Annotated in this window: 21 protein-coding genes; 13 read left to right on the plus strand and 8 right to left on the minus strand. The window is 70.9% G+C overall.

Translation table 11 applies throughout. The annotated features are described in order from the left end of the window. The 5 genes from ACYVP9_RS08495 to ACYVP9_RS08515 form a co-directional block, all read left to right on the plus strand. Positions 1 to 591: HNH endonuclease signature motif containing protein (locus ACYVP9_RS08495; protein WP_460604337.1), on the plus strand; the 591-nt coding region annotated here is incomplete at its 5' end. A 136-nt stretch (positions 592 to 727) separates the two neighbouring features. Next, the gene (locus tag ACYVP9_RS08500) at positions 728 to 997 is read left to right on the plus strand and encodes a hypothetical protein (RefSeq protein WP_460604338.1); all 270 of its coding nucleotides are present in this window, start codon (positions 728 to 730) and stop codon (positions 995 to 997) included. Positions 998 to 1,119: 122 nt separating this feature from the next. Next, on the plus strand, positions 1,120 to 3,165 hold the full coding sequence (locus tag ACYVP9_RS08505; RefSeq protein ID WP_460604339.1) for a flagellar biosynthesis protein FlhA: 2,046 nt from the start codon (positions 1,120 to 1,122) through the stop codon (positions 3,163 to 3,165). Continuing rightward, on the plus strand, positions 3,143 to 4,873 hold the full coding sequence (locus ACYVP9_RS08510; RefSeq protein WP_460604340.1) for a hypothetical protein: 1,731 nt from the start codon (positions 3,143 to 3,145) through the stop codon (positions 4,871 to 4,873). Before ACYVP9_RS08505 ends, ACYVP9_RS08510 begins: the two co-directional genes overlap by 23 nt. Next, the gene (locus ACYVP9_RS08515; RefSeq protein WP_460604341.1) at positions 4,870 to 5,049 is read left to right on the plus strand and encodes a hypothetical protein; all 180 of its coding nucleotides are present in this window, start codon (positions 4,870 to 4,872) and stop codon (positions 5,047 to 5,049) included. The genes ACYVP9_RS08510 and ACYVP9_RS08515 overlap by 4 nt, the downstream gene beginning before the upstream one ends. 3 nt (positions 5,050 to 5,052) lie before the next feature. Here the strand turns inward: ACYVP9_RS08515 and ACYVP9_RS08520 are convergent, their stop codons facing one another. Both ACYVP9_RS08520 and ACYVP9_RS08525 read right to left on the minus strand, forming a co-directional pair. Further along, entirely contained in the window at positions 5,053 to 5,649 is a 597-nt protein-coding gene (locus tag ACYVP9_RS08520) for a hypothetical protein (protein ID WP_460604342.1), read from the minus strand. A gap of 308 nt (positions 5,650 to 5,957) precedes the next feature. Then, complete coding sequence (locus tag ACYVP9_RS08525) at positions 5,958 to 6,428, minus strand: DUF6318 family protein (RefSeq protein ID WP_460604343.1); 471 nt, start codon at positions 6,426 to 6,428, stop codon at positions 5,958 to 5,960. Here ACYVP9_RS08525 and ACYVP9_RS08530 point away from each other — a divergent pair. The 4 genes from ACYVP9_RS08530 (at position 6,418) to ACYVP9_RS08545 (ending at position 9,307) form a co-directional block, all read left to right on the plus strand. Continuing rightward, positions 6,418 to 6,648 carry a hypothetical protein gene (locus ACYVP9_RS08530; protein ID WP_460604344.1) on the plus strand — a complete coding sequence of 77 codons (231 nt, stop codon included), beginning with the start codon at positions 6,418 to 6,420 and terminating at the stop codon, positions 6,646 to 6,648. The genes ACYVP9_RS08525 and ACYVP9_RS08530 overlap by 11 nt on opposite strands. Before the next feature lie 51 nt (positions 6,649 to 6,699). Then, on the plus strand, positions 6,700 to 7,467 hold the full coding sequence (locus ACYVP9_RS08535; RefSeq protein ID WP_460604345.1) for a class I SAM-dependent methyltransferase: 768 nt from the start codon (positions 6,700 to 6,702) through the stop codon (positions 7,465 to 7,467). Between the two features lie 86 nt (positions 7,468 to 7,553). Then, positions 7,554 to 9,044, plus strand: coding sequence for a WXG100-like domain-containing protein (locus ACYVP9_RS08540; RefSeq protein ID WP_460604346.1), 1,491 nt, complete (start codon positions 7,554 to 7,556; stop codon positions 9,042 to 9,044). Then, positions 9,041 to 9,307: a MafI family immunity protein gene (locus tag ACYVP9_RS08545; protein ID WP_460604348.1), complete on the plus strand. Its 267-nt coding sequence runs from the start codon at positions 9,041 to 9,043 to the stop codon at positions 9,305 to 9,307. Before ACYVP9_RS08540 ends, ACYVP9_RS08545 begins: the two co-directional genes overlap by 4 nt. On the opposite strand, the gene ACYVP9_RS08550 is transcribed toward ACYVP9_RS08545, so the two are convergent. Genes ACYVP9_RS08550 through edd form a run of 3 tightly spaced genes read right to left on the minus strand, consistent with a single transcriptional unit; the run spans position 9,308 to position 12,736 of the window. Further along, on the minus strand, positions 9,308 to 10,264 hold the full coding sequence (locus tag ACYVP9_RS08550; protein ID WP_460604349.1) for a DNA polymerase domain-containing protein: 957 nt from the start codon (positions 10,262 to 10,264) through the stop codon (positions 9,308 to 9,310). Between the two features lie 4 nt (positions 10,265 to 10,268). Next, on the minus strand, positions 10,269 to 10,886 hold the full coding sequence (gene eda, locus ACYVP9_RS08555; RefSeq protein ID WP_460604350.1) for a beta/alpha barrel domain-containing protein: 618 nt from the start codon (positions 10,884 to 10,886) through the stop codon (positions 10,269 to 10,271). Beyond that, positions 10,883 to 12,736, minus strand: coding sequence for an IlvD/Edd family dehydratase (gene edd, locus ACYVP9_RS08560; protein ID WP_460604351.1), 1,854 nt, complete (start codon positions 12,734 to 12,736; stop codon positions 10,883 to 10,885). Before edd ends, eda begins: the two co-directional genes overlap by 4 nt. Positions 12,737 to 12,813: 77 nt before the next feature. On the opposite strand from edd, the gene ACYVP9_RS08565 reads away from it, so the two are divergent. After that, a complete protein-coding gene (locus tag ACYVP9_RS08565; protein WP_460605045.1) occupies positions 12,814 to 13,995 on the plus strand; it encodes an ROK family protein in 1,182 nt (393 codons plus the stop codon). Here the strand turns inward: ACYVP9_RS08565 and ACYVP9_RS08570 are convergent. Both ACYVP9_RS08570 and ACYVP9_RS08575 read right to left on the minus strand, forming a co-directional pair. Next, positions 13,981 to 14,361, minus strand: a complete 381-nt coding sequence (locus tag ACYVP9_RS08570) for a hypothetical protein (protein ID WP_460604352.1) — start codon at positions 14,359 to 14,361, stop codon at positions 13,981 to 13,983. The two genes, ACYVP9_RS08565 and ACYVP9_RS08570, sit on opposite strands and share 15 nt — an antisense overlap. Continuing rightward, complete coding sequence (locus ACYVP9_RS08575) at positions 14,358 to 14,600, minus strand: hypothetical protein (protein WP_460604353.1); 243 nt, start codon at positions 14,598 to 14,600, stop codon at positions 14,358 to 14,360. The genes ACYVP9_RS08570 and ACYVP9_RS08575 overlap by 4 nt, the downstream gene beginning before the upstream one ends. Before the next feature lie 115 nt (positions 14,601 to 14,715). Between ACYVP9_RS08575 and ACYVP9_RS08580 the strand changes: the two genes are divergently transcribed. Continuing rightward, positions 14,716 to 15,546 carry an LLM class F420-dependent oxidoreductase gene (locus tag ACYVP9_RS08580; protein ID WP_460604354.1) on the plus strand — a complete coding sequence of 277 codons (831 nt, stop codon included), beginning with the start codon at positions 14,716 to 14,718 and terminating at the stop codon, positions 15,544 to 15,546. Here the strand turns inward: ACYVP9_RS08580 and ACYVP9_RS08585 are convergent. After that, positions 15,543 to 16,133, minus strand: coding sequence for an endonuclease (locus tag ACYVP9_RS08585; protein WP_460604355.1), 591 nt, complete (start codon positions 16,131 to 16,133; stop codon positions 15,543 to 15,545). The genes ACYVP9_RS08580 and ACYVP9_RS08585 overlap by 4 nt on opposite strands. A 158-nt stretch (positions 16,134 to 16,291) precedes the next feature. Here ACYVP9_RS08585 and ACYVP9_RS08590 point away from each other — a divergent pair, with 158 nt between their 5' ends. Together ACYVP9_RS08590 and ACYVP9_RS08595 are read left to right on the plus strand one after the other, a co-directional pair. Beyond that, entirely contained in the window at positions 16,292 to 17,131 is an 840-nt protein-coding gene (locus ACYVP9_RS08590; RefSeq protein ID WP_460604357.1) for a Rossmann-fold NAD(P)-binding domain-containing protein, read from the plus strand. Positions 17,132 to 17,255: 124 nt separating this feature from the next. Next, the gene (locus ACYVP9_RS08595) at positions 17,256 to 19,463 is read left to right on the plus strand and encodes a catalase (RefSeq protein WP_460604358.1); all 2,208 of its coding nucleotides are present in this window, start codon (positions 17,256 to 17,258) and stop codon (positions 19,461 to 19,463) included. The last annotated feature ends 10 nt before the right edge of the window (positions 19,464 to 19,473 follow it).

Genomic DNA, 19,473 nt, shown 5'->3' on the forward strand with positions numbered 1-19,473 from the left:
GTGGACGAGCCGGTGGACGACGCGCCGATGGACGTCACGGGCAAGCTCGAGGCGCGTCCCGACGAGCCGGTGGTCGATCCGGTCGCGGCCATGGTCCGCGACTTCACGTCACCCGCACCCGGGTGCGGCACCCCTTCAGCCGCTGCCGCTGGACTCGACGAGGCCGCACTGTTCGAGGCCGTCCGCCGCTTCCTCGCGCGCCTGCTCCCCCGCCGCCCCGGGCGAGGACCCGTCCTCGCCTACGGCCGGGTACGCCGCAACGCCACCGGCACCCAACGCAAGGCCATCGCCGCCCGCGACGGGGCCGGTTGCTGCTTCCCCGGCTGCACCCGCCCGCTCGCCTGGACCCAGGCCCACCACATCGTCCGCTGGGAAGACGGCGGCCGCACCGACATCGGCAACATGTGCCTCGTCTGCACCTACCACCACCGGCTGCTCGACACCGGCGACTGGCACGTCCGCATGGGCTCCGACGGCCGACCCGAATGGATCCCACCCCACCTGCTCGACCCGCAGCGGCGATCTCTGCGCAACGACGCGCATCACCCGCCCGACGTCCGGTTCAGACCCATCCTCGTCAGGCTGAACTGACCGACCGGTGGTTTGTCGGCCCCTCCACCGGCCGCTGTCCCCAGGCGCGCGGCTGCCCCCGCGGGGGAGGCTCCGTCCTGCCTACGGTTCGCCCAGCCCGTCCAGCCGGGACGCCTGCACCCACCCAGGAGCCGCCATGCCCGCCCGTCACACTCCCGCCCCCGCCGCCGCCGACGCGATCTACCGGCTGCTCGACGAGGTGCAGGCCTCGATCGGTTCCGTCGAACACGGCGACGTCCGCCGGTGGCTCGACCTCGACGAGCCGGAACTCGCGCTGGACGTCCTGTCCGACGCCCTCGACGCCGCGGCCGTCGAGCTCACCCCCGACCAGTGGGAGCGCTGGGGCGCCGCGGCGGGAGCGCTCGACCTGACGATGGACGACTACGACTTCCTGGCTCCGCCGTGACCGGCCCACATCCGTCCGGCACGAGCGCTCAAGTCCGGTCCGCGCCTGCCGATGGAGGAGGTGCCAGGACGGCGCACCACGGCTCGGATGCCACAGCACTGACGATCCCGCTGTGAGGTCCGATGAAGCCGAGCCGGCTGAGCCAACTGGCCGTGCCGATCGGTGTCGTGTCGATCGTCGTCATGCTCGTGGTGCCGATGCCGCCGGCCCTGCTCGACATTCTGATCGCCGCGAACATCACCGGCGCCGTGCTCGTCGTCCTCGTCTCGATGTACGTCAAGCGGCCGCTGGAGTTCTCCAGCTTCCCGTCGCTGCTGCTCATCGCGACACTGCTGCGCCTCGCCCTGAACATCAGCGCCACCCGGCTCGTGCTCACCGACGGTTACGCCGGCAACGTCATCAACGCGTTCGGCCACTTCGTCATCGGCGGCTCGCTCGTCATCGGTCTGGTGATCTTCGCGATCCTGCTGGTGATCCAGTTCGTCGTCATCACGAACGGTGCCGGACGCGTCGCCGAGGTCGGCGCCCGCTTCACCCTCGACGCGATGCCCGGCAAGCAGATGGCCATCGACGCCGACCTGAACGCCGGCCTCATCGACGAGAACACCGCTCGCACGCGGCGCGCGGAGATCGCGTCCGAGGCCGACTTCTACGGCGCGATGGACGGTGCCACCCGCTTCGTCAAGGGCGACGCGATCGCCGCCATCATCATCACGCTGATCAACCTCATCGGCGGCTTCGCGATCGGCGTGCTGCAGCACGGCATCCCGATGTCCGACGCGTTGTCGAAGTACAGCCTGCTGTCGATCGGCGACGGCCTGGTCAGTCAGATCCCGGCGCTGCTGCTCTCGGTGTCCACCGGCCTCATCGTCACGCGCTCCAGCGACTCCGACGACATGGGCACCGTCGTCTCGCGCCAGCTCGGCAACCACCGCAAGGCGCTGCAGATCGCCGGCGGTGGCGCGATCGCGCTGTGCCTCGTTCCCGGACTGCCCAAGATCCCGTTCCTGCTCGTCGGCGGCGCGCTGCTGTTCTTCGCCTCCAAGCGCAAGGCCGCCGAGGCCGCCGAGGCCCAGCAGGCCGAGGCCGAGGTGCCGGTCGCGGCCGGCCCCACCGACGAGGAGATGCTGCGCGCCGAGCTCGTCGTCGACCCGCTCGAGCTCGTCCTCTCCCCCGACCTCGTGTCCCTGGTCAGCGGCCCCGGCGCCGACCTGCTCGACCGCGTCAAGTTGCTGCGCCGCGCGCTCGCCACCGAACTCGGCGTCGTGATGCCGCCCGTCCGCACCCGCGACGACGTGACGCTGCCGTCCGCCACGTACGTGATCCGCATCAACGGGGTCGAGGTGACGCGCGGCAACGCGCCGACCGGCACCGTCCTCGCGATCGGCGACGGTCTCGAGGGACTGTCCGGCATCGAGGGGCGCGAACCGGTGTTCGGCCTCACCGGCAAGTGGGTGCCCGAGGCCATGCGCGGGCAGGCCGAACTGCTCGGCGCCACGGTCGTCGACCGGGCGTCGCTCATCATCACGCACCTGTCGGAGTCGGTGCGCCGGCACGCGTCCCGCCTGCTCGGCCGTGAGGACGTCGCCGCGGCCACGAAGTCGCTCAAGCAGTCGCACCCCGTCGTCGTCGAGGACCTCACCCCCGCGCTGCTGTCGCTCGGCGAGATCCAGCGCGTGCTGCACACGCTGCTCGACGAGAAGGTGTCGATCCGCGACCTCGTCCGCATCTACGAGTCGTTGTCCGTCGCGGCCAAGGGCGGCACGGACCCCGACCGGCTGGTCGAGGCGGCCCGTTCCGCCCTGGCGCCCGGCATCGTCTCGTCGCACGCGACCGACGGCACCCTGCACGTCCTCACCGTCGAGGCGCGGCTGCAGCAGACGATGCTCGAGTCGATCCGTCCCGGTGAGGGCGGCGCGCAGCTGGTGATCGACCCGTCGCTGGCCGAGGCCGTGCTCGCCTCCGTCGCGCAGCACTACACGTCGCTGACCGAGCAGGGCATCTCGCCGGTGCTCGTCTGCGCCGCGCCGATCCGCATGCCGCTGCGCCGGCTGCTGCGGATGTCCGTGCCCGATCTGCCGATCCTCTCGTACACCGAACTGGCCTCGAGCCCCGTCTCCGTCAACGCGCTGGGAGTCATCGACGATGTCCGCAACCTTGTTCCGTGAGGGCCCCGACCTCGACGAGCTGCTCGCCGAGATCGACGCCGAGCACGACGGCAACGTCCGGGTCGTCGACGTCGAGTACGGCCGCGACGGCGGCGTCATGGGCTTCTTCGCCCGGCGCACCGTCGGCGTGCACTACGTCGTGACGGACGGGCCGCAGCTCGACGTCGTCGAGACCGTGACCGCGGACGAGCACCCGCTCGACGCCATGCTGCGGGCGGCCGAGCAGGCCGAGCTCGCCGCCGCGGTCGTCGAGTCCGGACGCGTGCCGGCCGGCGCCCCGTCCTCGTCGGACGACAACCTGGCCTTCGCGTCGATGCTGCTCGAGATGGCGACGCAGAAGGCCGCCGCCCGGGCCGCGGACGCCCCGCCCGCCGCGGACGGCTGGTCGCTCGCGACCTCGGTCGAGCCGGCCACACGTGCCTTCTCACCGCGGACCGTGGTCGCACCCACCGCTCTCTCGACACCCTTCGCAGCTCCCGCGCCCGTCGCAGCTCCGCAGCCGACACGCACGCCGACGCCGTTCGCCCCGCCCCAGGTCGCTCCGGTCACGCCCGCCCCGGCGCGCGCCGAGGCACCGGTCGCGACGCCGATCGCCGCGTCGGTCGCCGCCTCGATCGCGGCCGCGGCGGCTCCTCCCGCCGTCGAGCCTCCGACGGCGCCGTTGCCGCTCGCCCGTCCGGCGCAGCGCCGCGCGGAAGCGACGGGCATCCCCGCGTCGGCGCTCATCGAGCGGCTTGCGGCTGAAGCCGCCGCGGCAGCCGACGCGGCGAGCGGACGCCACCGCGCCACCGACGCGACGCCCGCCGTCGCGGCGGCGCCCAGCGGACGTCACGCCGCAGCCGCCGAGCCGACCGTCGCTGCGCCGCCTGCCACGCCCGTCGCGGTGCCCGCCACCGAGCTGCCCAAGCCCGTCGTCGAGCAGCCCGCGGCCGTCGTTGAGCAGCCCGCGCCCGTCGTGACCCCGGTCGTGGCGGCCGCCGCTGTTCCGGTCGCTCCTCCCGCTCCGATCGCCGCTCCTGCCGCGGCGGCGCTCGCTCCGGCGCCCGCCCCGGACCGCACCGCGCTGGTGCTGCGCCGCCAGCTCACCGAGCTGGGTGTGCCGCTGGCGTGGATCCCGTCGGACGCGACGAGCGCGTACGGCGCGATCGAGCAGCTCGTCCGCGATCTGCCGATCTCCGACCCCGCCGACCTCGCACCCGGACGGTTGCTGGTCGTCGCCGGACCGGCTGCGCAGGCGCAGGCCGAGGCGGCCCGCCTGTGCACGCGGCTGCGGCTCGACCCGGCGTCGATCCGGACGGCCGGATGCGGCCCCGACCCGATCCGCCACCGGCACGACGCCGCGGCGCTGGCCCTGCAGGCGCGGGCCGCGCACGCGAGCCCGGTCGTGGTGGTCGTGGCCACCGACTCGTCCGGCGACCTGGGCGGTGTCGCCGACGTGCAGTGGGCGGCCGGCATCGTGGCGGCGCTGACGCCCGACGAGGTCGTGCTGGTCGTCGACGCGACGTCGCGCGCCGCGGACGTGCGCCGCACGGTGACCACGCTCGGACGGGTCACCTCGCTCGCCATCGTGGCCGCCGCCCGGACCGCAGGCCCCGCCGGCCTGTGGGAGTTGGGAATTCCTACCGCTTCGATCGACGGACGGTCCGCCACCGCCGGTTCGTGGGCGGCACTGCTGATCGACCGGCTCGCCGAGCTGGACCGGGCGTGATGCTGCGCTGGTCGGTGCTCGGTCTGGCGCTGATCGTCTCGCTGCCCACGTTCTACCAAGGCCTGGTCGCGCAGACGATCTCCGTCGACACGATGCTGATCCGGTTCCTGGTCACGCTGCCGATCGTCGGGATCCTGCTGGGTTTCGTGCGGTCGGCGATGCGCCAGCGGCAGTAGGGCTCAGTTGTCGCCCGGGTTGGGCACCAGCACACCCCGGGCCTGTTTGACGACGAGTTGCGCCTGCGCTGTCGGGCCGCCCACCGTTCCGGGGATGTCGACCGGCGCGCCGCCACCGACGGTGAAGCTCGCCCGCCAGTAGGCGGTCGCCGACACCGTCACCGTGCCGGTCCTCGTGTACGTGTGACCGAAGTACTGCGCACATTGCCGCTCGCGGCAGGGATCGCGCTTGCCGTCGTACCGCTTGCCCGCCGGTCCGTCGCTGTCGCCCGACCCGTCGCCGTAGTTCCACGCCACGTGGTCGAGCACGATGCGGATGCTCACCTGCTGGCCGAGCAGCGTCACCGCCGGCAGCTGCTGCACGCGCGGTGCGCCTGCCCACATGACGGTCTCGATGTTGACCAGGGACGACCCGTGCGGCGCGAGTCCCACTGACGCCGTCGGGATCAGGCGGACGGCCTGCTGCCGCACCATCTCGGGAGTCACCTGGCGCGGGCCGATCACAACGCAGTCGCTGCCGGTGTACTGCCAGGTGTTGTCCTGCTGCTGCGTCACCTGCACCACCGCCACGCGGCGTTCGCGCGGACCGACGTCGCTCACGCCGCAGACCAGCTGCTGCCCGTCACAGGTGTTCACGCTGCCGGACGGGTCGGAGTCGCCCAGTCCCTTGAGGTTCTTTTCCGCACCGGTGCCGCAGGTGATGGAGAGAACGGCGGGGCCGGTTTCACCAGTGCTTCCGCTTTGCCCGCCTGACGAGCCGCTGGATGCGCCGATGTGAACCGACCTGGCTCCATTGCAGCCGTTTACGACAAGCCCGCCTGCGCAAGGACTTGCACCTGCTGGCAAAGCCGTGACTACTGCGCAGCCGAGCGTTGCCAGCGCGACCGATAAAGAGATCCGCAACATCCTCATGCGACAGCCTGCTTGTAATCCAAAACCTTCCAACCGTTGTCCGTCCAGGTCAGCCACAAGCGGTAGCGAATGCCCGAGACTCCTTTGTTTCGTTCGACAACCGCCCCGCTGGGCTTGACGCTGCGTACTGCGGTTTGCGAGATGGTGACGTCGATGACCGTCGATCCCGGGTGGCGCTGATCGTTCGCGACGATCTGTCGACTTGTCGCTGACAGACGGCCTCCTCGAAGGGACAGCCCCTTTGATCTAGTCAGGTCAAAGATCTTCATGAAGCGCCCGCAATCGGTGCACTGCGGCAGGTACAACTGCCTCGCGAGCGCAGACGACGTGGTCGCGTAACCCCAGTCCAGCGCCTGGAACCAGTACAGCGCGAACTGCGACGCTCCGGGGCGCGAGTTGCGATCGGCGCCCGCGGGCAGCGTCGGGACCTTCTCGCCCGGCCGCACGTTCGGACCGGTGGTCGGCACCGTCGGGCTCGACGGTGCGGATGATGCCGACGACGTCGGCGCCCTGGACGTGCTCGGCACCGATGAACTCGACACGCTGGCCGCGGTCGACGGCGCCGTCGGGCCTGTCGACGGGTCTCCCCCGCCGTCCGACGTGCACGCAACCGCGAACGCCAGGACCAGACCGATCCCGACATTCAGCCCAATTCGCCTTCCCCCCACGTCCCGAATTCTGACATGACTCGCCGACTCGCGCAGGCCGTTGTCCACAGGCTCCGTAGCCTGACCGCTCGTGGAGCGCGACGACCTGGTGGCCCGGCTGCGCACGGCCGGGTGCGTTTTCGCCGAGGAGGAAGCCGACCTCCTGTTCGCGAACACCCGCGATCCGTCCGATCTCGAGGCCCGCATCGTGCGACGTGAGCAGGGCGAACCGCTCGAGTACGTCGTCGGTTTCGCCGAGTTCGACGGCCTGCGGGTGCACCTCGACCCTGGTGTCTTCATCCCCCGCCGGCGCACCGAGCACCTCGTACGCGCAGCTAAGGCACGCGCCCCGAAGAACGGCGTGATCGTCGATCTGTGCTGCGGTTCCGGGGCGCTCGCTTTGGCGCTCCACCGGCGAGCCGGCAGCGCCGAGCTGCACGCGGGCGACATCGATCCCGTCGCGGTGGCCTGCGCCCGCCGCAACCTCGAACCGGTCGGCGGCCTCGCCCACCTCGGCGACCTGTTCGACCCGATGCCGCCCTCCCTGGCGGGACGCGTGACGTCGTTGCTCGCGAACGTGCCGTACGTGCCCACGTCCGAACTCGATTCGATGCCGATCGAGGCACGCGAGCACGAGCCCCTCGCCACCCACGACGGCGGTACCGACGGGTTGAACGTCCTGCGCCGTGTCCTTCTCGACGCGCCGCGATGGCTCGCGCCGGGCGGGCACCTGTTCGTCGAGACGTCCGCCGAGCAGTCGGCACTCGCCGCGGCCCTGATGGACGCCGCGGGCCTCGTCGCAACGGTGTCGACCTCGCAGAACGACGAGACCGTCGTGATCGGAGGACGTCCGGACTGAGTTGTCCACAGGCGGAGTCCGACCGCCAGCGGCACGCAGCCGATCGTGCCTAACCTTCGCCGCGACAGATCGCGGAGGGAGGGCCCGTGTCGACACTGACCGTCGAGATCGACGACTTCGTGACGGCCGCGAAGACCATGTCGGACAAGATCGCCGATCCCGCCGGCGAACGGCTGTTCATCCTGTCGCAGACGCTCGGCGGCGCCGGCGGCATGGCCGGCAACGACCCCGGCGGACAGTCGTGGGCGACCGGGTACGACGACGCCGCGTGGACGGTCGTCCGCGCGACCGGGCTCGTGGTCAACGCGGCCTATCGGACGGCGGGCATGTTCGGACGTTCGGCGATGAACTACGTCGCGGCCGAGTCGGCGTCGACGCCGGACGGCAGCGACTCGCTGCAAGCCGATGTCTCGCAACAGTTGCCGGGCGATACGTTCGTCGGCGACCCAGCCCGTCCGCCGACGGCCAACGGCTCGCGTAGCGACGACGGCCCGACCGGGTGGTGGTTGGTCGAGCACTCGGTCGGCTACGTCTGGCCGAACGGCGACAGCGACAAGCTGCGCGCGGCCGCGAACGCCTGGGAACGCTGCGGCAACGCGCTGTCGACGAACACGTGCGTGATCACCCAGGCCGCTGCCCCGTTCGCCCGCCACGGCCTGCCCGAGGCGGACGACATGATGACCGTCTGCCAGGGCTTCGCCACGCGCATGGGTCATCTGGCCACGGCGCACCAACAACTCGCCGACGCCTGTCGCGAGTACGCCGAACACCTCGACAAGTGCCACGACGAGGTCAGGAACGAGCTGACCTGGCTGCTCGGCGAGAGCGCCACGCTGCAAGCCGGCGGCCTCATCGCCAGCATCTTCAGCCTCGGGAGCGCGGAGGTCCCGGTCCAGGCCGCCCAAGCAGGACGCGTCGCGCTCGCCGCCAAGCGCATCACCGAGTTCATCCGGACCTTCCTCGAGGCCGTCCGCAACCTCGGTCGCGGCGTCAAGGCCATCCGGGACATCGCCGAGGACGTGCGCACCCAACTGCAGGCACTGGGCCAGTCCCGACTCGCGACAGCGGGCGTCACCCCCGCACGCGGGCTTCCCGCAATCGGACGAGCCGGATCGGGTGGGCTCGGCGCCTGGGAGAGGGCGCGTATGGCCATGAAGGCCAAGAAGGAGCTGGCCGCTACCCAGCGCCTTGAGAAAGAGGCTGGATTCCTGCCGAAGTCAGGACGCCCTGGCGAGGTAGTGAGTAAGGAGTCACGAACTCATATCCTCGATGGGGATGGACCCAACTCGGGAGGCCACCGCTGGCCTGGCGCGCCGGGTAAGACCCCATTCCCGAAGAACTGGAATGACGACCAGATCATCGACAACGTCGGCGATATCGTTTCATCGCCTTCAACGCAGTGGCGCTATCAGACCGGCAGCGGAGGCATGTACACGAAGGGCGGCGACCCAGCCGTCTGGCGAGCTTGGGAGGTGAGGGACGGGGTGCGCATCCGTGTCGCTTGGGAGCCCGCGACAGGACGCGTGCGTACCGCGTTCCCTGACAACGGGCCCGTGCTCGGGGAGCTGGTTCCATGACAAGCGCGCTCATCGCGACGTTCCACACCCTGCTCAACAGTCTCGGCACCCGCATCGCCGCGCATCGCCGCGCCGACATCCTGGACTGGCTTGATCACAATGAGGCTGGCCTTGCGGTTGACACCCTGATGGATGCCATGGTCGAGGACGAGGTCATTCTGAGCGACGTCGAGCGCCGACAGATTTTTGAATTGATCGCCGCCATGGGGTGGACGTCAGACCGCTATGGCTACTTCCGCCGAGAGAGTCGCCCGCCGTCCTAACTACTCCTCACCCGAAGCCCGCTTCTCACGCGCACGGCGGAGGCCGGCATGCATGGCCTGGACGCGCGCGACCGGGATCTCGTGCCCCTCGGCGATCAGGTCGCCCGGGAGAGCCTGCGGGTCCGGCATGAGTTCACGCCACGGGTCCCGATCACCGATGAGCGACGGCACCGTGGCGATGGTCGCGTCCGAGGGCGTGAACCCGTCCAGGTCGGCCCACGCGAGCGGGAACGACACCGGCAACCCCGGCCGCGCACGCGGACTGTAGGCAGCCGCCACCGTCGCACCACCCCCACGTGTCGAATCGAGGAAGACCTTGCCGTGCCGCTCTTCGACGACGAACGCGGTCGTGGCCAACGCGGGGTCCAGTTTCTCGGCGCGAGCCGTCAGCGCCCGTGTTGCCGCCGCAGCGTCCGACGCGGACACCGGCTGGATGGGCACGAAGACGTGAGCACCCTTGGCGCCTGAGGACTTGACCGCGCCGTCCAGCCCGATTTCACGCAAAGTCGCGTGAATGAGCTCCAGCGCAGCCACGACCACCGAGAACGCTCCGTCCGGCGGTGGGTCTATGTCGAGCACGAGGTGCGTCTGCTGCTCGTCCGAGACCGTGAACAGCGTCGGGTGGAACTCCACCGCTCGCTGGTTGGCGAACCACAGCAGCGTCCGCCGGTCGTCGCAGATCGGCGAGACGATCGTGCGCTTCGACCGCTCGGCCCAGTACGACGAACGCCGGATCCAGTCGGGCGCGTACTTCGGCAGGTTCTTCTGCATGAACGGCTCGGATCCCGGCCGCACCCTGATCACCGACAGCTGCCGGTCCGCGAGCACGGGCACCAGCCGCGACGACGCCCAGTCGAGATAGTCGACGAGATCCCGCTTGGACGCCGAGTACCCGTCCGCCAACGGCTGGTCGAGATGCGTCAGCGCGATGCCGTCGCGTTCCTCGTCCGCCGCCATGCGGTCATCGTCGCAGAGCCGACGCCTCCCGGGCGGCGTTCTCGACCACGGACCACTCCTTGTTGCGCATCGCGTCCGCGGGCGTCAGCCAGCTTCCCCCGACGCACCCCACGTTCGGCAGCTCCAGGAACGATGCGGCATTCGACGAAGAGATGCCCCCCGTCGGGCAGAACCGCAGCTGCGGCAACGGACCGCCCACCGCCTTGAGCAGCGGCACTCCCCCGACCGCCGTGGCCGGGAACAGCTTGGCCTCGGTGACTCCGCGTTCGAGCAGCCGCATCATGTCCGACGGCGTCGCGCACCCGGCGAGGAACGGCAGCCCGATCGCCTCGAAGGCGTCCAGCAGAGCGGACGTCGACCCCGGGCTCACCAGGAACTGCGCCCCCGCGTCCGTGGCCAGCGCGGCCTGCGCGGGCGTGCACACGGTGCCGGCGCCGACGACGACCTCCGGCACCTCGTCCGCGATCGCGCGGATCGCGTCCAGCGCGGCCGGCGTCCGCAGCGTGATCTCGGCGATCGGGATCCCCCCGTCGCGCAGCGCCTGCGCCATGGGCACGGCGTGCGCAACGTCCTCGATGACGACCACCGGCACCACCGGGGCGACGTCCAACAGCGATGTCATGCGCTCCTCCTTGCGTCGTCGGCGACGGCAGAACCCGGAACGGGGCCGAACACCGACGCCCCCTCGTCCGCCCGTCCGACGAAGGCGCGGAAGGCGGCGAACAGCTCACGTCCGGTCCCCACCACCTCGGCGGACGGTGGTGGCGCCGCGGCGCGCGCCGCGAACTCGGCCTCGTCCACCAGCACCGAGAGCGACGACGACTCGCAGTCGAGCGTGATGACGTCCCCGTTGCGGACGCGCGCCAGCGGTCCGCCGGCCGACGCCTCCGGCGTCACGTGGATGGCGGCCGGGATCGCACCGGAGGCACCGGACATCCGCCCGTCCGTCACGAGCGCGATGCGGTGGCCACGGTCCTGCAGCACGCCGAGCGCGGCGGTGAGCCCGTGCAGCTCGGGCATGCCGTTGGCCGCCGGTCCCTGGTTGCGAATGACGATCACGGCGTCGCGGTCGAGGTTGCCGGCACGGAACGTCTCGAGGAACTGGTCACCGTCGTCGAACACCCGCGCGGGCGCGGTGACGACGCGGTGCTCGGGCGCGACCGCCGAGACCTTGACGACGCCGTCGCCGAGATTGCCGCGGACGATCCGCAACCCACCGTCCGGCTCGAACGGCGAGGACACCGGACGCAGCACGGAGGTGTCCAAAGATGCCACCGGCGCCGGCTCCCACGACAGCGCGCCGTCCCGCAGAGAAGGCTCGGAGGCGTACCGCCGCAACCCCGGACCCGCGACGGTCTGCACGTCCTCGTGCAGCAGTCCCGCGTCCAGCAGCTCACGCACGAGGAACGCGATCCCGCCCGCGGCCTGGAAGTGGTTCACGTCCGCCTCGCCGTTCGGGTAGATGCGCGACAGCAGCGGCACCACCCGTCCGAGGTCGGCGATGTCGTCCCAGGTCAGCTGGATGCCGGCCGCACGCGCGATGGCGACGAGGTGGATGGTGTGGTTCGTCGACCCGCCGGTGGCGAGCAGCCCGACCACGCCGTTGACGATCGCGCGCTCGTCGACGACCTGACCGATCGGCATGTACTCCGGCCCGTTCGTCGTGATCGCCGCGGCGCGGGCGGCGGCCGCGTCCGTCAACTCGGCGCGAAGCGACGTGCCCGGGTTGGGCAGCGACGCACCGGGCAGGTGCAGCCCCATCAGCTCCATCAGCAGCTGGTTCGAGTTGGCCGTTCCGTAGAAGGTGCAGGTGCCCTGCCCGTGGTACGAGGCGGCTTCGGCGTCCAGCAAAGTCCTGCGATCCACGAGACCCTGCTCGTAGAGTTTGCGCACTTTCGCTTTTTCGCTATTCGGCAAGCCTGACGTCATCGGGCCGGCGGGCACCAACACCGTCGGCAGGTGCCCGAACGACAGTGCACCGATGACCAGCCCGGGGACGATCTTGTCGCAGACGCCCAGCATGATCGTGGCGTCGAACATGTCGTGCGAGAGCGCGATCGCGGCGGACATCGCGATCACGTCGCGGCTGAACAGCGACAGCTGCATGCCGTCGCGTCCCTGGGTGATGCCGTCGCACATGGCCGGCACGCCGCCCGCGAACTGCGCGATGCCGCCGGCCTCGATGACGGCCCGCTTGATCTGGCGCGGGTAGTGCTCGAACGGCTTGTGCGCCGAGAGCATGTCGTTGTACGCCGAGATGATCGCGATGTTCGGCTTGACCGCCTTGCGCAAGTCGCGCTTCTCGAGGTCGTCGCCGGCCGCGAAGCCGTGGGCGAGGTTCGCGCAGCCCAGCCGGCTGCGGGTGGTGCCGAAGCGCGCGGCGGCGCCGATGCGGTCGAGGTAGGCCTGCCTGGTGGATTCGCTGCGACGGACGAGACGGTCGGTGACCGCGTCGACGGCGGTGATGGGCATGCGGCACACGCTAACCCAGTTATGTCTCCGAAGTACATAACTAAGCGAGATCGAGGCAAATTTATGCTGAACCCGTGATGACCGGGGTCCCGAGCGCGGGCGAGGTGCTGCGCCTCATCCGCGACGGCCGGGCCACCTCCCGTCCGGACATCGGCCGCATCACCGGCCTGTCACGCACCGCCGTCGCCCACCGCGTCGACGCGCTGCTCGCTGCCGGCCTGGTCGTCGAGGTGCAGGAGGGCGCGAGCGGGCCCGGACGACCGCCCGTCCGGCTGCAGTTCGACGCCGCCGGCGGCCTCGTCCTCGCCGCCGCCATCGGACGCTCGCGCACCCAGCTCGCCGTCTGCGACCTCGCCGGGCACCAGCTCGCGCAGACCGAGCTCGACCAGCTCGACGAGGAGGTCGGCGTCGACCCCGGCAAGGTGCTGACCCGCGTCGTGCGCGAACTCCGGGCCCTGCGCAGGAAGACGAAGCGGCCGGACGCGGTCGTCGCCGGCATCGGTGTCAGCATCCCCGGCACCGTCGACCCCGAGGCCGGCAGCAGCCTCAACTCGCCGATCATGCGCGGGTGGGACGGCCTGCCCATCGCGCCGTTCTTCGACTCCTTCGCCGGCGCGCCCGTCTACGTCGAGAACGACACCAACGTCATCGCCCTCGCCGAGGCCGACGCGCACCTCGCGGGCGAGAAGGACGCGCTCATCCTCAAGGCGTCCACCGGCCTGGGCGCCGCCATCGTGGCCGGCGGCGCCGTGCAGCACGGCGCGCGGGGCGCCGCGGGCGACATCGGGCACGTGAAGTACCGGCCCGCCAAGGGCATGGCGTGCCGCTGCGGCGACGAGGGGTGTGTCGAGGCGGTCGCCGGCGGGTGGGCGCTCGTCCGCGATCTCAAGAACGAGGGCAAGCAGGTCGCGCACGTGCGCGACGTCGTCCGGCTCGCCCTCGACGGCGATCTGGCCGCGCGCCGGGCGATCCGCCGCAGCGGCCAGCACTTGGGCGAGGTGCTGGCCGTCGCCGTGACCCTGCTCGACCCGGCCCTCATCGTCGTCGGCGGCGACATGGCCCCGGCTTACGACCTGCTCGTCGCCGGACTGCGCGAGACGCTCTACCGCGACGCGACCGCCACGGCGAGTCGTGACCTGCGCGTCGTCGCCGCCACCCACGCGGACGGCTCCGGCGTCACCGGAACCGCCGCGCTGGCGTTGCGCAACGTGCTCGCGCCGGCGTCGGTCGACGCGCGCCTGGCGTCAGCGGCGCAGTAGCCGCCGTACGACGACGGCGCCGAGAACGGCTCCGATCGCTGCAGCCGAAGCGGCGATCAGGCTGCGGGGACGGCCGAGGGAGACCCGACCGTCCGAATACCGCGCGAGCGTTCCGCGCGGGCCGTCCACCCGCACCGACAGCCCGGCGGAGCGCAGTTCTGCCAGCACCGGACGCAGCGAGCCGAACCCCGGCGGCCGGGAACGCGCCACGACCCGCAGGAACCGGACCGGTTGCGGCGTGGTGACCCGCAGTTCCCTCCCGTCGCCCGTGACGTGCGCGGGGACGCCGTCGACCTCGATGTGCAGGTCGGCGTCGACGAACAGCTGCGCTCCGATGCGGGACGCAGCCGACCGTCCGTCCGTCATCCCTTCGAGGCATTCTCCGCGGTGGTGATGCGCAGGGTGCCGTTGAGCTTCCACGTCGCACGCGGCGAGTCGGCGCCGGTCTCGCGGGGAACCTCGACCGTCATGTCGACGAACTCGTAGTTGATCGCGGCACCCTTGCCGGTGAGGTAGGCCCACATCTCCTTGCCGAGATCGGCGAAACTCGTGGTCTCGTGGTTCTTGATCTCGCGCTGTCCGGTGGCCTTGTCACTGCTGGTCATGGTCGACCTTTCGTCGGGCGGTCAGGAGTGCCGGCAGGCATTCACGCGGTACCCCCGTTCCCCCACCCCGTCACACGTGCGGGAAGCACGGTCGGGTGGTGGGCATTAACCCCATATGACCAGTCTCGGAAAGCTCGCCGCCTGGGGACACGCATCCCTGTTCGACCCCGACCTCGCCCACGACCTCGAGTCGTACGGCTACAGCGCGATCTGGCTCGGTGGGTCGCCGCCCGCCGACCTGTCCGACGTCGAGCCGCTGCTCGAGGCGACCGAGAACCTCGTGGTGGCGACCGGCATCGTCAACATCTGGAGCGCCGACCCGCACGAGACGGCGAAGTCGCACCACCGCATCACAGACAGGTTCCCCGGACGGTTCCTGCTCGGCATCGGCGCGGGTCACCCCGAGGCGACCAGCGACTACAAGCACCCGTACCAGGCGCTCGAGAAGTACCTGGACGTGCTCGACGAGGAGGGCGTGCCGGTCGAGGAGCGGCTGCTCGCCGCGCTCGGACCCCGCGTCATGCGCCTCGCCCGCGACCGGGCGGCCGGCGCGCACCCCTACCTCGTGCCCGTCGAGCACACCCGCGAGGCGCGCGAGATCCTCGGCGACGGCAAGCTGCTCGCGCCCGAGCACAAGGTGGTGCTCGAGACCGACGCCGAGAAGGCCCGCGAGCTCGGCCGTCCCGCGGTCGCGAACCCGTACCTCGGCCTCGTCAACTACACGAAGAACCTCCAGCGTTTCGGGTGGACGGACGACGACATCGCGAACGACGGCAGCGACGCGCTGATCGACGCGGTGGTCGCGCGCGGTGACGCCGAGGCGATCGCGTCGGTGATCAAGGCTCACCTGGCCGCCGGCGCCGACCAGGTGCCCGTGCAGCTGCTCGCCCCGAAGGGGGCCGACCGCCGTCCGCTCTACCGCGCGATCGCGGACGCGACGCTCTAGGAAGACCGATCCGCGAAGATCAACGCGGCGCCGAGGTGCGACAGGTCGTCGGTGCCCAGCTTCTTCGCCAGCCGCGCGGGGTCCTTCGGAAGGCCCCGCGCGGCGGCCAGCGAACGCACCCGCTTGTCGGCGAACGGCCGCAGCCCGGGCCACACCGCCTGCACCTCGCGGACGAAGATGTCGGCGCCCACCCCGCCGATGCCGGTGAAGTCCCGCAGCTTCTCGCGCAGTTCCTTCGCGTCGAGGTCGCGCAGCGCCCGCAGGTCGCCGTCGTAGCGGTCGAGCACCTCGTCCGCCAGTGAACCCAACTGTCGCGCGGTCTGCTTCTTGCGCAGGTACTTGCTGTCGCTGAGCACCTGCCACCGCTGCTCGTCGGACGCTGCCGCGAGCTTGGCGGCGGTCGTGTAGCCCGCCTTCGACAACGCCTTCGCCGTCCGCAGCCCGAGCCGCGCGTCGAGGTTGGCCGAGAGCAGCGACGTCAGCACCAGCAAGCGGAACAGCGGCGACGGCTTGTCCCGCAGCGTGATGCCCGCCGCCTCGGCGAACGTGGTGTTCTCGTGCAACAGTGCTTCGACGTCGCGCTTCACGCCGAGTTCCTACCCGCGCCATCGGCGTCGAACTCGCCCGGCGCAGCGCCGCAGCACGCGCAAACACCGATCGGTTTGCGGACGGTGCACGGCGGTTACGGAGTTCGTGTCGGCCGTCGAAACGGTGCGGGTGTCCCGACGGTTGCGGAGTCACCGCCGTGTCACAACCCGCCCAGCAGCAGCACTTCCCCGGTTCGCAGGCGCTCATGAACCCCGTCCCCGACTGCGGGGAGCAGAGCTACCGCGGCGCCGGCAAGCTCACCGACCGCGTCGCGATCATCACCGGCGCCGACAGTGGCATCGGACGGGCGGTCGCGATCGCATACGCCCGCGAGGGTGCGGACGTCGTCATCAGCTACCTCAGCGAGGACGACGACGCCAAGGCCACCGCCCGGTACGTCGAGGACGCCGGACGCCGGGCCGTGCTGGTCCCCGGGGACGTCTCGGACCCGGCACACTGCCGGTCGATCGTCGCCCGCACCGTCGAGGAGTTCGGACGGGTCGACATCCTCGTCAACAACGCCGCCTTCCAGATGAACCGCGAATCGCTCGAGGACATCCCGGACGACGAGTGGGACCGCACCAGGAACACGAACGTGTCGGCGTTCTTCCACCTCGCCAAGGCGGCCGTGCCGCACATGCCGTCCGGCGGCGCGATCATCGGCAGCTCGTCGGTGAACTCCGACATGCCGTCGCCGACCCTCGCGCCGTACGCGGCGACGAAGGCCGCGGTGGCCAACTTCTGCGCCAGCCTCGCGCAGCTGCTGGGGCCCAAGGGCATTCGCGTGAACAGCGTGGCGCCGGGCCCGATCTGGACGCCGCTCATCCCGTCGACCATGCCGCCGGAGAAGGTGCAGCAGTTCGGCAGCGACACCCCGCTCGGACGGGCCGGACAGCCGGCCGAACTCGCGCCTGTCTACGTGCTGCTCGCGAGCGACGACGGCAGCTACGTGTCGGGTGCGCGGGTCGCGGTGACGGGCGGACGCCCGGTCCTCTGAGTTTGGCCGCCACGTACCGGGGGTAGGTGCCGGGAAGCTGAGTCAGCAGCTTCCCGCCGGTTGTCGTCCACCCCACTTCTCGTGGCGTGGTGGTGACGCCGTGCCCACGCGAAGGACCCCACCCGTGACCGAACAGCAGGTTCCCGGCGTCCCCACCAGCGCCCCGCCCGAGTTGGAAGAGCCAACCGAAACGCACGACCCGTTACAGCCCAAGCCGGACCAGTCCGGACCCGAGACGCGCACACCGACCGGCGCCGCGACGAACACTCCCCAGGAGGCGAACGCCCAGCAGGGCGCCTACCTGACCACCGCGCACGGCGCGCGGTTGCGCGACACCGACCACTCCCTGCGCGCGGGTGACCGTGGCCCGACGCTGCTGCAGGACCACCACCTGCGCGAGAAGATCAACCACTTCGACCACGAGCGCATCCCCGAGCGGGTGGTGCACGCCCGCGGCGCCGCGGCACACGGCACCTTCGTCGCCAACGGCGCTGCGTCCAACATCTGCCGGGCGGGCTTCCTCGCCGCGGGTGTCGAGACGCCCGTGTTCGTCCGCTTCTCGACGGTGCTCGGATCGCGCGGGTCGGCCGACCTCGCCCGTGACACGCGCGGCTTCGCGACGCGCTTCTACACCGACGAGGGCAACTACGACCTCGTCGGCAACAACATCCCGGTGTTCTTCATCCAGGACGCGATCAAGTTCCCGGACGTCATCCACGCCGGCAAGCCGCATCCCGACCGCGAGATCCCGCAGGCGCAGAGCGCGCACGACACGTTCTGGGACTTCGTCTCGCTGCACACCGAGGCGCAGCACCACACCATCTGGAACATGTCCGACCGCGGCATCACCCGCTCGTACCGGACGATGGAGGGCTTCGGCGTCCACACGTTCCGGATGGTCGACGAGGCCGGCGAGACGGTGCTGGTGAAGTTCCACTGGAAGCCGAAGCTCGGCGTGCACTCCGTGACGTGGGAGGAGGCGCAGCTGACCAACGGCATCGACCCCGACTTCCACCGCCGCGACCTCGCCGACGCGATCGAGGCGGGCGCGTATCCCGAGTGGGACTTCGGCGTGCAGGTCTTCCCCGACACCGACGACCAGATGTTCGAGGGCATCGACCTGCTCGACCCCACGAAGATCGTGCCGGAGGAGCTCGCGCCGGTGCAGGTCATCGGCACGATGACGCTGAACCGCAACACGATCAACTACTTCGCCGAGACCGAGCAGGTCGGTTACAACCCGAACAACCTGGTGCCCGGCATCGACGTCACCAACGACCCGCTGCTGCAGGGCCGGCTGTTCTCGTACCTCGACACGCAGCTGACCCGCCTCGGCGGACCCAACTGGCCGCAGCTGCCGATCAACCGGCCGCACGCCAAGGTCAACGACATGCTGCGCGACGGATACCACCAGACTGCCGTGCACGGCGGGGTCGCGCCGTATCACCCGAACTCGATGGACGGTGGCTGTCCGTTCCTCGCCGGCGACGCGACGGGTGCGTTCGTGGACGTGCCGGAGGTCGTGGCCGAGTCCGTCAAGCAACGCGGCAACCCGGTGTCGTACGCCGACCACTTCAGCCAGGCGACGCAGTTCTACCGCTCGCTCACTCCCGTCGAGCAGGACCACATCGCGAACGCGTACACGTTCGAGTTGTCGCGGTGCTGGGACGAGACCATCCGCGTCCGGCAGTTGCGTGCGCTGGCGAACATCGATCCCGAGCTGTGCGCGACGGTCGCGTCCGGGCTGGGACTCGAGGCGCCCGAGGCGTCCGAACCGCCGGTCGAGGTCGAGCTCTCTCCCGCGCTGCGGCAGGTCGGTGAGCGGTGGCCCGTCGAGGGACGGCAGATCGGCATCGTGGTCGGACCCGATCCGGACGCCGGCACGGTCACGACTCTGCGCACCGCGCTGCTCGAGGTCGGCATCGTGCCGCTCGTGGTCGCTCCCGTCGGTGGTCAGGCAACCGGCGTTCCGGCGAACCGCACGTACTCCAACGCGGCGTCGATCGAGTTCGACGCGGTCATCGTCCTGGGTGCGACACCGCCTGCCCCGGACGCGATGCCGTCGGTGGACGTGAAGAGTGGGGCGCTCGGCGGCGACGGCGTTTCCGACCCGCGCGTCGTCAAGCTGCTCGACGAGGCGTGGCGGCACAGCAAGGCCATCGGGTTCATCGGTGCGCCCGAGGAGTCGCCGTTGTCTGCCGAGGGCGCGGGCGTGCTCGTCGGCGAGGCCGCGGACGTGGCGCAGCAGGTGGTCGACCTGCTGGCCGAGCACCGGGTGTGGCAGCGGTTCCCGACCCGGTCGGCGTCCGCCGCGGGCGACCTGGCCTCGTAGTACAGCTCAC

This window comes from Jatrophihabitans fulvus, assembly GCF_054781375.1.